This window comes from Monashia sp. HAY1-2A, assembly GCF_056755315.1.
In genome coordinates, this window is the sequence record NZ_JBNDHY010000055.1 from 12,725 (window position 1) to 27,061 (window position 14,337).

The following is a 14,337-nucleotide window of genomic DNA, read 5'->3' on the forward strand; positions in this document are numbered from 1 at the left end:
CCACAGTCGTACTCGCGAAAGGGTGTGGCTCAGCTGAGTCCGACATGCCCCGTGTCCCGGCGGCGGCACGACGCCGTTCCGGGACACGCCGCCGGGCCGGCGCAGCATGTCACTGGCCACTCGGTCGGCCCGCTGGAGGGGAGGCGGGCCGACCGGTGGGGTCACGTCACCACCGTCAGCGCAGCGGTGGGACGCTCCCGAGGGTCGGCACGACGGGGGCGATCGTGCCGTCCGGGTTGTAGCGGAGCCGGTCGATGGTCACCTCGCGGTGCATGCCGTCGCCGCCGGGGATCGCGAACCGGTGGTAGGCGATGTACCAGTCGTCGGTGCCGGGCACCTGGACCACCGAGTGGTGGCCGGTGCCGAGGATGCCGAGCGACGGGTCCTTCGACAGGATGACCCCGCGGTTGACCAGGCCCGCCCCGAGGGGGCTCGTCATCGTCGCGTAGCCGACCCGGTAGTTCTCGCTGCGCGTGTCATCGATCGACCACGACAGGTAGTACGTGCCGTTCCGCTTGTGCATGAACAGGCCCTCGCGGAAGTCGGTGAGCCCGGTGAGCCGGACCACCCTGGCCGGGTCGTACGAGGTCAGGTCGGCGTTCAGGGGCACGACGTACGCGTTGCCGTTGCCCCAGTAGAGGTAGCTCTGGCCGTCGTCGTCGGTGAAGACCGCCGGGTCGATGGCCTGGCCGCCGTTCGGGTTCGACGCGACGAGCGGCTTGCCGATGGCGTCCCGGAAGGGCCCGGCGGGCGAGTCCGCAACGGCCACACCGATCTTCGCGTCCGCACAGAAGTAGAGGTAGTACCGGCCGTCCTTCTCGAGCGCCGCCGGTGCCCAGGCCCGGCCGTCGGCCCACGTGACGTCCGGCCCGAGGTCGAGGATGACCGGGTGCGCGGTCCAGTGGACGAGGTCCGTGCTCGACCACGTCGTGAACGTCGTGCTCGACCAGCCCTCGAAGCCGTCCGTCGTCGCGTAGATCCAGTACGTTTCCCCGAACCGGACGATGTTCGGGTCGGCGTTGTAGCCGGGCAGGACCGGGCTGTTCATGACCACCGCGCTGACCTTCCACGCCCGCGTCGTCCCGTCGGCCCCGGTCACCGTGTAGGTCACGGGCGTCGAGAAGTCCTGGGTGGAGCCGTTGCCGGGCGTCACCCGCGCCTCGACGGGCACGCCGAACGTCGGCGCGAGGTGGCGGACGTCGGCGCCCGGCTTCACCGGCAGCGTGACGGTGCCCGCGGTGGAGTCGATGATGGCCGGCACCCTGAGCGCGTCGAGCGTCACCGACCCGATCGCGGTCTCGTTGCCCGGCAGCCCGAGCACCTCCTCGGCCGAGAGGCCGCGGTTCCACAGGGTGAACGACCGGACCCGGCCCTTGAGGTAGCGGTCGCCCGAGTACAGGGACCGACCCACGTAGCCGGCCGTCGTCACGCCGTCCCCGAGCTGCCCCGGCGTCACCGTGACGTTCGTGGTTCGGGCGACCTGCGCCCCGTCGAGGTAGAGCACCGCGGTGCCGCCGGCGAGCGTGTAGGTCAGGGTGTGCCACGAACCGCGCGGCAGGTCGCGTCCGGACGTCGTGTTCTGCTCCGTCGACCAGTTCCCCGGAGCGATGGCCGTGCGGTAGGCGTCGCCCGTGGCGAAGAGGTACCCGGTGCCGGACCCGTTCAGCGTGTTGCCGAGGCCCCAGAGGAAGTACGGCGTCGGCTGGCTGGGGTCGATCCACACCTGGGTCGACACCGTGACGGCGTCGAGTCCGGCGAGGAGGTTGTCGGGCAGGTCGACGTAGCCGTCGGTGCCGCCGAGCCGGAGCGCGTCGGTCGTGCGCGTCGCATCGCCCCTGAGCGTCGCCGGGCGCTGGTTGCCGGACGCGTCGGGGACGCTGGTCGCCGTGCCCCCGGCCGTCGTGGCGAAGCGGTAGTCGGCGATGACGCCCTTCCTCGTCGTCGGCGCGGGCGACGGCCCGGTCCGCAGCCGCTCGAGCTCGGCCTTCGTCACGGGCAGCACGGTGCCGTGTCGGGGCCGACCCGGGAGCTGGTAGTCCTGCGACATCGTGAAGGTGCCGGCATCCAGGTCCGTGGTCTCGAACGGGACGTAGCCGCGCCCGCCGAACTCGTCGATGAAGACGTACCACTTGTCCTCGGTGTTCGACTTGAACACCGTCGGCCCCTCGCCCTGGTTGATGCCCGGGCTCGTCGCGGTCGCCTTGCCGATGCAGTCCTTGACGAAGCCCCAGTCGGTCGAGCGCAAGGACGTCGACCTCTGCTCGAGGATGAACTTGCTGCACGGCGTCGACGAGGTGTTGTTCCGCTCGTCCTTGGTGAACCGGTAGTACGTGTCGCCGTTCTTGATGACCGTGGAGTCGATGACCGAGTACCCGGGGTCGACCCAGACCTTGGGCTCGCTGAAGGTGCGGAAGTCGCGGGTCGTCGCATACTGCATCGTGTTGTACGTGCTGCCGGTGTGCTGCGGGTCGTCCGCGGCGTAGAGCTTGGAGGCCCAGAAGACGACGTAGGCGCCGATGGTGTCGTCGTAGTACGCCTCGGGAGCCCACGTGTTGCCGGCCTCCTTCGGCGAGACGAGGACGTGACGCTGCTGCCCCCAGTTGACGAGGTCGGTCGACTCCCACACCTCGATGTAGCGGCTGCCGGTGCGCTGGCTGCGGTCCCAGTCACCGTTGCCGTAGATCTTGAGGTCGGTCGCGATGAGGAAGAAGCGGTCGCCCTCGGGGCTGCGGATGACGAAGGGGTCACGGACCCCCTCCTCGCCCTCGGTCGAGGTGAGGACGGGCCGCCCACCGTTGAGCTCGTCCCAGTGGAGCGGGTCGTTGCCCCGGCTCGCCGCCATGTAGATCTGCTCACCGTCGGCCGTGCCCTCGCCGGTGAAGTACGCGAAGGCGTAGCCCTCGAGGGCCTCCTTCTTCGGCAGCGGCAGGACGGTCAGGGTGAGGTTGCGGGTGTCGGACACGGAGCCGAGCGTGGCGCGGACCACGAGGCGACCGGCGGCCGCCTTGCTGCCGTAGGGCGGCCGCGTCACCTCACCGGTCGCCGTGACGACCTCGGGGTCCTTCGTCGTCCACGACAGGGTGACGCCGCGCGCTCCGGCCGTCGGGAGCGTGACGTTGCCGCGGACGGCGATGGCATCCGGGATCGACACGGCCGCAAGGGCGTTCGCGACCTTCTGCTCCGCCGTGATGTCCTGCAGCACCGTGACGGTGAACGTCTTCGTCGCCGAGGACGCGGCGTACGAGACGGTGGCCGTCAGCGTGACGGTCGCGTTCCCGGCGCCGGGGGCCGGACGCATCACCGTTCCGTCGGGGGCCACGACGTCCGGGTCGCTCGAGGCCCAGGCGACGGTCGAGCCGCCGGCACCCTTCGTCGACAACGGAAGGTCGTCGGTGACGGCCGAGGTGTCACCGAGGTCGAGAGCCGCGGCGTCGGAGGCCACGCGCAGCGAGGCGGTCAGCGCGCCGAGCTGCCGCGCCTCGTCGCCGGTGAGGGCCCGGTCGTAGACGCGGAAGTCGCGCACCTTGCCCTTGAGGTACCTGTCCGCGGTGTAGACCGAGCGGCCGAGGTAGTTGGCCGTGGTCGTCCCGCCGCCGATCGATCCGGGTGTCAGGGTGACTCCGGTCCTGCGCCCGACCTCGACGCCGTCCTCGTACAGCACGGCGGTGCCGGCGTCGAGCGTGTACGTCAGGGTGCGCCACTGGCCGCGGTCGACGTTGCGGCCGGCCGTGACGGTCTGCTCGGTGGACCAGTTGCCGCTCGCGATCGAGGTGCGGTAGGCGTTGCCGGTCGTGAAGAGGTAACCGTTGCCGGCCCCGCTCGCGGTGTTGCCGAGGCCCCAGACGAAGTACGGCGTGGCCTGTGCCGGGTCGATCCACACCTGCGTCGACACCGTGATGGCCGTGAGGCCGCTCATCAGGTCGTCGGGCAGGCGCAGGTGGCCGTTCGTGCCGCCGAGGCCCAGTCCCTCGGTGCCGAGCCACGTGGTGTCGCCGCTGACCGTGGCGTCGCGGCCGTGGCCGGACGCGTCGGGCACCGTCGTGCCGGAGGTCTGGTCGAGCGCGTACCGGACGACGAGGCCCTGCTCCAGCGAGGACTCGGCACCTGCGGCCCGGGTCGGGGCGGCCGCGGCGACGACCGTCGAGACCGCCAGCGGGAGGGCCAGGGCCAGGGTGGCGAGGACCGCGAGGGGACGCCGGGAGAACCCGCGCAGCGTCGTGTCGGACATGCCGGTGACTTCCTTGTCGGGCACGCGGCGGGAAGCCACGAGCGAAGGGCACTGCGTCCGGGTGTCACCGCGTCGGACCGTCCTCGTGGGCGTCCGACCGCGCGATGTGAGCGTTAACATAGGGACGGCCGAGGGCGCTGTCAACCCCACGTCCGACCGCTACCCGGGCCTCAGCTCTCGCGCCGCCGCGGGGGGTCCGCATGGACCCGACGGCTCAGCCGCGAGTGCGAGCGCGGCGCCGGGACGCGGGACCACACGGCCCTCTGCAGGGCGAGCGTCAGCCAGCCGGCCAGGGCCATCCCGACGAGGTTGACGACCAGCTGCAGGCCGCTGCCGCGCACCTCGCCCCACGCGCCGAACGCCAGCCCGAGGCCGACGTTGCCGGCCGCCGGGATCGTCGTGACCGAGATGAAGACTCCGCTCAGGCCACCGACCCGCGCGGAGGTGAGGGAGAGCACGCCGGCCGCCGCGGCGAGCACGGCGACGATGAACGACCACCGGTCCGGCGTGTAGATGAAGTCGGTGGCCGGCCGCTCGCCGGTGATGTCCTCGAGCGTGACCCACCCGAGGGCGCGCCCGACCAGGCCGGCCAGGCAGGTCACGACGATCGCCACCGCGAACCCGACGACGAGGGCCCGCGCGGCGACCCCGAACAACAGGGCCCGGCGCCGCACGAGCGCCACACCGAGGGCCGCGACCGCGCCGAACTCCGGGCCGAGCACCATGGCGCCGATGACGAGGATCTGGCTGTCGAGGACGATGGCGATGCCGGCGATGAGCGTCGCGAGCGACATGAAGGACAGGAACGTCCAGTTGAGCTCGCTGTCCTCGTAGGAGCGCTGGGCGACCTCGGCCCACACGACGGCGTCGGCGCTGCTGCCCGGGGTCGTCTCGTCGGCCTCGAAGCCCGCCCTCGAGATCCACGTGGGCACCGGCTCGACGTGCAGCGAGCCCTCCTCGTGGACGCCGAGGTCGCGGAGCGCGTCGACGAGGTGGTTGGCCCCTTCGCGCGCGACGTCGGCCTCGACCACGTCACCGGCCGGGCGGATCGCGGCGCCACGGTGCACGACGAGCGTGCTCACGGCGGTCGAGTCCGCGAGCAGGCCCGTCACCTCGTCGGTCAGGGCGGCCGGCACCGTCACCGTCAGTCGCAGCATGGCCGCCAGTCTGCCGCGCTGTTGACACCGGCGGGCCCCGTCCACGACAGTGACATCTGAACATCCAGTCAGATGAGAGGACGACTCCATGTCGACGGTCGCCGGCCTGGACGCCTGCACCACCCCCTGCGTGCACCCCGAGAAGGTCGCGCTCGCCTCCGAGCACGCGCCCGGCGCCGACGAGCTCGCCCGGGTCACGAGCGTCTTCAAGCTGCTCGGCGACCCGACGCGCGCCCGCCTCCTCTACGCCCTCCTCGAAGCCGGCGAGCTGTGCGTCTGCGACCTCGCCGCCGCGACGACCACCGCGGAGGCGACCGTGTCGCAGGCGCTCCGGCTGCTCCGCGCGTCCGGTGTCGTCACCGGCCGGCGCGAGGGCCGCAACGTCTTCTACCGCCTCTCCGACGCCCACGTCCGGCTGCTGCTCGACGTCACCCGCGAGCACGCCCTCCACGACGGGGTCGCCCGGTGAGCCACAACCACTCGCACGGGCACTCTCACGGGCACGCGCACGGGCACGCCGGCGGGCGCCACCGGTGGCGGCTCGCCGTCGCGTTCGTCCTCGTCGCCGCCTTCTTCGTCGTCGAGCTCGCCGCCGGCCTCGTCTCCGGCTCGCTCGCACTCCTGTCCGACGCCGGGCACATGGCCGCCGACGTCGTGACCCTCGGAGCGGCCCTCGTCGCGACGCGCATCGCGGCACGGGCCGACACGACCGGGCGCCGCACCTTCGGCTCCTACCGCGCCGAGGTGTTCGCCTCCGGCCTGGCCGTGCTGCTCATGCTCGGGGTGTCGGTCTACATCGTCGTGGAGGCGGTCGGACGCATCGGCACCGTGCCCTCCGTCGCGTCGGGGACGATGTTCGTCGTCGGCCTCCTCGGACTCGTCCTCAACGCCGCCGCCCTCCTCCTGCTCCGTGGTGGGGCGGGCGAGAGCCTCAACGTCAAGGGCGCCTACCTCGAGGTCGTCGCCGACACCGTCGGGTCGGTCGGTGTGGTCGTGGCCGCGCTGCTCGTGCGGGTCACCGGGAGCGCCTGGTGGGACACCGGTGTCGCCCTCGCCATCGCCGTGTTCGTCGCCGTCCGCGCCCTCGGGCTGGGCCGCGAGGTCGTCGCCGTGCTCGGGCAGCACGCACCGGCCGGCATCGCGCCGGACGACCTCGCCGATGCCCTTGCCGGCGTCCCCGGCGTCGTCGAGGTCCACGACCTGCACGTGTGGACCCTCACCTCGGGCATGGACGTCGCCACGGCGCACCTCGTCACCACCGCCTCCGAGCCGTCCGCCCGGGTGCTCGAAGCCGCCGGGGGCGTGCTGCGCGAGCGGTTCCACATCGCGCACGCCACGCTCCAGGTCGAGACCACCGACCGCTCCGCCTGCACCGGGGCCGACTGGTGAGCGCGCCGACGCCCCAGGTGTTCTCGCTGCTGACGCCGTCCCGGCGGGCGGTCCTGGCGCGACGGGCCCGGCTGCTCGCCGCGACGTCGGTCGCGTACAACGTCGTCGAGGCCGTCGTGGCCGTCGCCGCCGGACGCGTCGCCGACTCGACGGCCCTCATCGGCTTCGGGCTCGACTCGACCGTCGAGGTGATGAGCGGTCTCGTCATCCTCTGGCAGTTCGGCCACGCGGTCCCGGAGGAGCGCGAGCACCGGGCCAGACGCGTCATCGCCGTCTCGTTCCTCGTCCTGGCCGCGTACGTCACCGTCGAGTCGCTGCGCGCCCTGGTGACGCGGGAGCAGCCCGACGCGTCGGTCGTCGGGATCGCCCTCGCGGCGCTGTCGCTGCTGGTCATGCCGGTGCTCTCGCACTGGCAGCGTCGCACCGGGCGTGCGCTCGGCTCCGGCGCCGTCGTGGCCGACGGCACCCAGACCCTGCTGTGCACGTACCTGTCGGCGGTGCTGCTCGTCGGGCTGCTCGCCAACGCCGCGTTCGGCTGGTGGTGGCTCGACGCCGTCGCCGCGCTCGTCATCGCGGCGGTCGCCGTGCGCGAGGGCGTGCAGAGCTGGCGCGGCGACCCGTGCTGCTGACGCGTCCGGCTCGTCGTCCTCGCCCGGCGCGGAGCGCTTGACGAGGGACCGCGCGGGGTCCATCGTGAGCCACCGTGACGGTCCAGACCGAGGCGCCCGCCCTGCGCCGCTCGCGGCTCGCCGCCGGCGCCGCCTTCTTCGTCCAGGGCCTGCTCTTCATCTCCCTGACGACCCGCCTGCCGATGATCCAGCGCCGCTGGGACCTCGACGAGCTCGCCGTCAGCGGCCTGCTGCTCATGGTGGTGCTGCTCGCCGGCGTCGGCTCGGTCCTCGCGGAGGTCGTCGCGAAGCGCGCGTCGAGCGCGGTCGTCGTGCGGGTCGGTTTCGTGCTGGCCACGGCGGGGTTCGCGGTGCTGCTCGTCGCGCCGGCGTTCGCCGTGTTCGTCGCCGGCCTCGCGGCGTACGGCCTCGCCCTCGGGCTCGTCGACGCGTCCTCGAACATGCAGGCGGTCACGGTGGAGCACCTGTACCGACGCCCGATCCTGCCCTCGTTCCATGGCTTCTGGACGGCCGGCGGTGTCCTCGGCACCCTCATCACGCTCGCCACCGCGTCGGTCGAGCTGGGACCGCCGCTGCTCCCGCTGCTCGTGTTCCCGATCGCCGGCCTGGCCGCCCCGTTCGTGCGCCGGGACCGCCTCGCCGAGACGGCCGGGCCGCTCGACGTCCCGTGGCGCCGGATCCTGCTCCTCGGCGTCGCGATGGTCCTCTTCTACATGGTCGACACCGCCGCCACGACGTGGGGACCCGTCTACCTCGACGGCACCCTCGACGCGCCGCAGGCCCTCACCGCCCTGGCGACGCTGCCCTACCTGCTCGCCACCCTCCTCGCGCGCGCCCTCGGCGACGGGCTCGTCGACCGGCACGGTGCCGTGTGGCTGCTGCGCATCAGCGGGGTCGTCGCCGCGGTCTCGCTCGCCGTCATCGTGTTCGCGCCGACGTGGTGGGTCGCGGTCGTCGGGTTCGCCGTCCTCGGCGGCGCCGTCGCGACGATCGCCCCCCTCAGCTTCTCTGCCGCGGGAGCCATCGCCGGGGGCGAGGGCCTGACCGGCGAGGCCCGCATCGACAAGGTCGACCAGGTCATCGCGCGCTTCAACCAGTTCAACTACGCCGGCGCCCTCCTCGGCGCCGTCCTCACCGGCGCCGTCGGCTCGGACAACCTCCGCGTTGGCTTCGCCGTGCCGATGGTCCTCATCCTCGGCATCGTCCCTCTCGCGGCACAGTTCGCCATCGTCCGACGCCACCCGCGCGACGTCATCGACGCGGACGCCTGAGGCAGGCGGCGAGCGCCGCGACCCCGGCCGCCACCCGGTCGGCGGGCGCCGCACCGACGCCGAGCACCAACCCATGACGGACCGGCTGGTCGCGGTAGCGCGTCGACAGCGGTTCGACGAAGACGCCTGCGGCCCGGGCCTGCCCGGCGAGCGCCACGTCGTCGGCGGACGGGTCGCGCAGCACGGCACAGACGTGCAGGCCGGCCGCCGACGGCACGACCTCGAGGTGCTCGTCGAGCCCCGCGAGCGCGTCGAGGAGCCGCTCTCGGCGCTCGCGGTACACCTTCGTGGCACGACGGACGTGGGCGCCGTGATGGCCCTCGACGAGGAAGTCGGCGAGGGCCTCGTGCGTCACCGCGTCACCGGCCCACGCCGTCACCCGACGCGCCTCGCGCAGCGCCCCCGACAGCGACGGCGGTGACACCGCGTACCCGACGCGCAACGACGGCAGCAGGGACTTCGAGAAGGAGCCCACGTACACGACCCGGCCCTCGCGGTCGAGGCTCTGCAACGGCTCGAGGGGGCGGTCGGCGAACCGGAACTCGCTGTCGTAGTCGTCCTCGACGACGACGGCATCATGCCGGGAAGCCCACTGCAGCAGGGCGATCCGGCGACCCAGCGACATCACTGCCCCGGTCGGGTGCTGGTGCGACGGCGTGACGTAGACGAGCCGCGCGCCGGCGGGGAGGGCGTCGACGACGAGGCCCTCGGCATCGACGGGCACGCCGCGGACCCGGGCGCGGTGCGTCTCGAGGAGGCGTGCGGCCGCCGTGTAGCCCGGGTCCTCGACGGCGACGACCTCCCCCGGCTCGACGAGGACGCGTGCGACGAGGTCGAGGGCCTGCTGGGCTCCCGCCGTCACGACGACGTCATCCGGCCGGGCCGCGACCGACCGCGACAGTCCGGCGTACCGCGCGACCTGCGCCTCGAGCCGCGACGGGCCGGTGTCGCCGTAGGTGACGGTGGCGAGCCGTCCGCGACGCAGCACCCCGGACACGAGACGCCGCCAGGTCGCCAACGGGAACAGGTCCGGGTCGGGCACGCCGACGGAGAAGTCCACCGCGACCGGCCCGGGCACCTGTGGCGGTGCTCCCGCGACGCGCCACGGCCCGCGCGGCACCACCACCCCGCCGCCCCTGGACGTGCGCCGATCGGCTGCGGGCGGCATGCAGCCCGGTGTGACGAACGTGCCGGCGCCGCGTCGGGCCTCGAGCAGCTCCTCGGCGAGCAGCCGGTCGTAGGCCGCGGTGACCGTGCCGCGGGCGACGTCGAGCCGCTCGGCGAGGTCGCGGGACGCGGGGAGCCGGTCCCCGCCGGCGAGGCGGCCGTCGAGGATCGCGTCGCGCACCTGGGCGTAGATCTGGGCGGTCAGGTCGCCCGTTCCGGTCAGGGTGACGTGCAGCTCCACGCCCCCAGCCTAGAGTGGCCCAAACGACTCGGGTGGTAATGGACCTTCCGACCGGTCCACTCGGCAGGCAGGCTCGGTCCATGACGTCGACCACCGCCCGCGAGTCGCCGCCCCGCCAGGACGCCATCGGTACCGCGCCCGGAGGTCTCACCGTGCCGCAGGGGACGGCGCTGTCGGTCGGCGCCGTGCTCGGCACCGGGGTCATCACCCTGCCTGCCCTCGACGCCGGGATCGCCGGCCCCGCCTCCCTCCTCGCCTGGGCGGCGCTCGTCGTGCTGTCGGTACCGCTGGCGAGCACCTTCGCCGCGCTCGGGGCCCGGCACCCCGACGGCGGTGGCGTCTCGACGTACGTCCGCCGCGCCTTCGGCGACCGGGCCGCGGGCGCTGTCGGCTGGTGCTTCTACCTCGCCATCCCGGTCGGGGCACCCCCCGCGTCGATGATGGCGGGCGGGTACGTCGCCGACGTCGTCGGCGGCGGTCGCGCGACGACCCTCGTGGTGGCCGCCGCCCTCATCCTCGGCACGGGCCTCATGAACGCGGCCGGGCTGCGATTCTCCGGACGCGTCCAGCTCGGCCTGGCCACGGTGCTCGCCCTCCTCATGACGGCGACGATGGCCCTCGCCCTGCCGCACGGTCGCAGCGAGTCCCTGACTCCGTTCGCACCGCACGGCTGGGGCGCCGTCGGCTCGGCCGCGGCCGTCCTGGTGTGGGGCTTCGCCGGGTGGGAGGCGGTGGCCTCGCTCGCCGGCGACTACCGCGACCCCCGGCGCGACGTGCCCCGCGCCACCGGCATCGCCGTGGCCGTCGTCGGGGTGCTCTACCTCGGGCTGGCGGCGACGAGCATCCTCGTGCTCGGCCCGGCCGCCGGGTCGAGCGCCGCACCGTTGTCCGACCTCATGGCGATCGCCCTCGGCGAGCAGGCACGCGTCGTCACCGCCGTCGTCGCCGTGCTGCTCACCGTCGGGGCGATGAACGCCTACTTCGCCGGTGGGTCGCGGCTCGGCGCGTCGCTGGCGCGCGAGGGAGCCCTGCCCGGCTGGCTCGCCCGCGGCTCGGGACCGGGCCAGGTGCCGCGCCGTAGCATCGCCGTCATCGCCGGCTCGTCGGCCACCGCTCTCGCGGTCACCGCCGTGCTCGACCTCGGCCTGACGCCGCTCATGCTGCTCGCGACGGGCTGCTTCACCCTCGTCTACGTGCTCGGCACGGCGTCCGCGCTGCGGCTGCTCGACCGGTGGAGCCTCGGCTGGTGGTGTGCCGTCGTCGCCTTCGCGTCGGTCGTGGCGCTCCTCGCGGTCAACGGGCTGCACGCCCTGTGGGCCCTCGCCGTGGTCGGCCTGTCACTGACCTACCAGGCGTGGCGCGCCCGAACCGGCCGGACGCGGCTGTCCCCCACGTCACCTTCCTGCTGACGCGTCGCCGCCGCGGACGGGCACCGTTCTCGGGAACCGCCCCTAGACTCCTCCGCCGTGACGACGTCAGCACCGGAGCACACCCGCTTCCTCCGATGGTTCCTCGACGCCGAGGAGCAGCCCGACCCGGGCGGCTACTACGAGCGCGAGACCGAGGCCACGGCGCAGCAGCACGTGCAGCCGTGGTGGCGGGTCATGTGCCTCACCGGCGTGGACTACTTCTCGACGCTCGGCTACCAGCCGGGCATCGCGGCCCTCGCGGCCGGGGCGCTGTCACCGATCGCGACGCTCGTCCTCGTGCTCATCACGCTCTTCGGCGCGCTGCCGATGTACCGCCGGGTGGCCACCGAGAGCCCGCACGGCGACGGAAGCCTCTCGATGCTCGAGCGGCTCCTGTCCTACTGGCCGAGCAAGATCCTCGTCCTCGCCCTCATCGGATTCGTCGCCACCGGGTTCGTCATCACGATCACGCTCTCGGCCGCCGACGCGAGCGCCCACCTCATCGAGAACCCGTACCTGCGCTCGACGCTGAGCGGGCACCAGGTCGGCGTCACCCTGACGCTCCTGCTGCTGCTCGCCGCGATCTTCCTCAAGGGGTTCAAGGAGGCCATCGGCCTGGCCGTCGTCCTCGTCGCGGCCTACCTGGGCCTGAGCCTCGTCGTCGTGGTCCGCGGCTTCGTCGAGATCCGCAACCACCCGACCGCGTTCGGTGACTGGGTCGACGCGATGACCTCGGCCCACTCGGCGCCGTTCGGGATCATCGGCGCCGCCCTGCTCGTGTTCCCGGCGCTCGCCCTCGGCCTGTCCGGCTTCGAGACCGGAGTCGTCGTCATGCCGCTCGTCCAGGGCGACCCCGAGGACACCCCGGCGAACCCGGCCGGCCGGATCCGCAACGCCAAGAAGCTGCTGACGACCGCGGCCCTCGTCATGAGCGTCATGCTCATCGGGTCCTCGCTCGTGACGACGCTGCTCATCCCGCACGCCGCGTTCGAGCCAGGGGGCCCGGCCAACGGTCGCGCCCTCGCCTACCTGGCCCACGACCTGCTCGGCGAGGGGTTCGGCACGGTCTACGACGCGTCGACGATCGGCATCCTGTGGTTCGCCGGCGCGTCGGCGATGGCGGGACTGCTCAACATCGTGCCGCGCTACCTGCCGCGATACGGCATGGCGCCGGACTGGGCGCGCTCGACCCGTCCGCTCGTGCTCGTCCTGTCGTTCATCGCCGCCGTCGTGACCCTCGCGTTCCGGGCGAACGTCGACGAACAGGCCGGTGCCTACGCCACCGGCGTGCTCGCGCTCATGACCTCGGCTGCGGTCGCCGTGTTCCTCACCGAGCTGCGGCGCGGGCACCGGGGCACGGCGGTGTTCTTCGGCGTGGTCAGCGCGATCTTCCTCTACACGATCACCATCACCGTCGAGGAGCGGCCGGAGGGTCTGGTCATCGCGCTGCTGTTCATCGCGCTCATCGTCGTCATCAGCGTGTGGTCCCGGATCGCGCGCTCCACCGAGCTGCGGGTGCAGCGCGTCGTGTACGACGGGGGCGCGCGGGCCATTCTCGACGACGCGGCGCTCGGCCAGCAGCCGCTGCGGTTCATCGCGAACAAGATCGACGCCGGCGACCGGGAGGAGTACCGCGCCAAGTCGATGGAGGTGCGGATGCACAACCACCTCACGGCGCGGCAGGGAGCGATCTTCCTCGAGGTCGAGGTGACCGACGCGAGCGACTTCGCCACGACGGTGCAGGTGACCTCGGCCGTCGTCGGGGCGCACTACGTCCTGCGGGCCACGGGGCCCTCGGTGCCCAACGTCCTCGCTGCGGTGCTGCTCGACGTCCGCGAACAGATGAGCAAGCCCCCGCACATCTACTTCGAGTGGAGCGAGAAGCCGCCGGGTCTGAATGTCCTGCGCTTCCTCCTCGCCGGCGAGGGTGACATCCCGCCCCTGACCCACGAGATCATCCGGCGCGCCGAGCCGGATGCTGCCCGCCGCCCGCAGGTGCACGTCGGCGGCTGACCAGCCCCGCGCGTGAAAGCGAGACGGCTGCAGAATCGGCCTGGCGGGGAGCGGCCCGGTGGGGAGCGGCCTGGTGGGGAGCGGGCCTCGTTCGGACGCCCGCCCTGCCCATGGGCCGCTCGGCATTGCTCCGCCGCATGAGCCAACGTGCCAGCGTCGCGATGACACGCCGGAACACGGCCTCCCACGTACCCTCACATCTGCCCTCAGCATTGCTCCGCCACCTGAGCCAGCCACCCGGCAAGGTCCGGCCGCCGTGCCCCGCATCCGCGCGCTCCGCGGCCCCCGTGCCACAGCGGCCCAGGCCGCCTCCTTCGCCCGTCCCCCCACTTCCACCCGGCCGCTCAGCATTGCTCCGCCACCTGAGCCAGCCACCGCGCGCAAGGTCCGGCCGCCGTGCCCCGCATCCGCGCGCTCCGCGGCCCCGTGCCACAGCGGCCCAGGCCGCCTCCTTCGCCCGTCCCCACTTCCACCCGGCCGCTCAGCATTGCTCCGCCACCTGAGCCAGCCACCGCGCAAGGTCCCGGCAGCCGCCGCGCGCCCTCCGCGACCGCCCAGCGTCGGCGATCCACCGCGCCCTGCCCTGCAACCCCTCCTCACCACCATGGCTCGGCACGCGGAGCAATGCTGAGCGCCCGGGGGGAAGTGGGGGGAACTCCCCGAACCGCTCCGCTTGCCCTTCGCCCTGCCCGGCAACCGCCCCCTCACCACCATGGCTCGGCACGCGGAGCAATGCTGAGCGCCCGGGTGGAAGTGGGGGGGAACTCCCCGAACCGCTCCGCTTGCCCTTCGCCCTGCCCGGCAACCGCCCCCTCACCACCATGGCTCGGCAC

The 14,337-nt window shown here is 73.1% G+C and carries 9 protein-coding genes; 6 read left to right on the forward strand and 3 right to left on the reverse strand.

Annotated features, from left to right (window positions below; genetic code table 11):
* Nucleotides 1-175 precede the first annotated feature (175 nt).
* Nucleotides 176-4,267, reverse strand: coding sequence for a family 43 glycosylhydrolase (locus tag ACPYOM_RS10305; RefSeq protein ID WP_481345857.1), 4,092 nt, complete (start codon nt 4,265-4,267; stop codon nt 176-178).
* 131 nt (nt 4,268-4,398) lie between these two features.
* Complete coding sequence (locus ACPYOM_RS10310) at nt 4,399-5,385, reverse strand: DUF389 domain-containing protein (RefSeq protein ID WP_481345858.1); 987 nt, start codon at nt 5,383-5,385, stop codon at nt 4,399-4,401.
* Nucleotides 5,386-5,473: 88 nt separating this feature from the next.
* On the opposite strand from ACPYOM_RS10310, the gene ACPYOM_RS10315 reads away from it, so the two are divergent.
* The 4 genes from ACPYOM_RS10315 to ACPYOM_RS10330 all read left to right on the forward strand — a co-directional run bounded on the left by ACPYOM_RS10315 (nt 5,474) and on the right by ACPYOM_RS10330 (nt 8,674).
* A complete protein-coding gene (locus ACPYOM_RS10315) occupies nt 5,474-5,854 on the forward strand; it encodes an ArsR/SmtB family transcription factor (protein ID WP_481341760.1) in 381 nt (126 codons plus the stop codon).
* Nucleotides 5,851-6,774 carry a cation diffusion facilitator family transporter gene (locus ACPYOM_RS10320; protein WP_481341761.1) on the forward strand — a complete coding sequence of 308 codons (924 nt, stop codon included), beginning with the start codon at nt 5,851-5,853 and terminating at the stop codon, nt 6,772-6,774. Before ACPYOM_RS10315 ends, ACPYOM_RS10320 begins: the two co-directional genes overlap by 4 nt.
* Entirely contained in the window at nt 6,771-7,403 is a 633-nt protein-coding gene (locus tag ACPYOM_RS10325; protein ID WP_481345859.1) for a cation efflux transmembrane domain-containing protein, read from the forward strand. Before ACPYOM_RS10320 ends, ACPYOM_RS10325 begins: the two co-directional genes overlap by 4 nt.
* A gap of 74 nt (nt 7,404-7,477) precedes the next feature.
* The gene (locus ACPYOM_RS10330) at nt 7,478-8,674 is read left to right on the forward strand and encodes an MFS transporter (protein ID WP_481345860.1); all 1,197 of its coding nucleotides are present in this window, start codon (nt 7,478-7,480) and stop codon (nt 8,672-8,674) included.
* Here the strand turns inward: ACPYOM_RS10330 and pdxR are convergent.
* On the reverse strand, nt 8,655-10,082 hold the full coding sequence (gene pdxR, locus ACPYOM_RS10335; protein ID WP_481345861.1) for a MocR-like pyridoxine biosynthesis transcription factor PdxR: 1,428 nt from the start codon (nt 10,080-10,082) through the stop codon (nt 8,655-8,657). The genes ACPYOM_RS10330 and pdxR overlap by 20 nt on opposite strands.
* A gap of 80 nt (nt 10,083-10,162) precedes the next feature.
* On the opposite strand from pdxR, the gene ACPYOM_RS10340 reads away from it, so the two are divergent.
* The gene (locus ACPYOM_RS10340) at nt 10,163-11,491 is read left to right on the forward strand and encodes an APC family permease (RefSeq protein ID WP_481345862.1); all 1,329 of its coding nucleotides are present in this window, start codon (nt 10,163-10,165) and stop codon (nt 11,489-11,491) included.
* A 57-nt stretch (nt 11,492-11,548) separates the two neighbouring features.
* The gene (locus tag ACPYOM_RS10345) at nt 11,549-13,504 is read left to right on the forward strand and encodes an APC family permease (RefSeq protein ID WP_481341766.1); all 1,956 of its coding nucleotides are present in this window, start codon (nt 11,549-11,551) and stop codon (nt 13,502-13,504) included.
* The last annotated feature ends 833 nt before the right edge of the window (nt 13,505-14,337 follow it).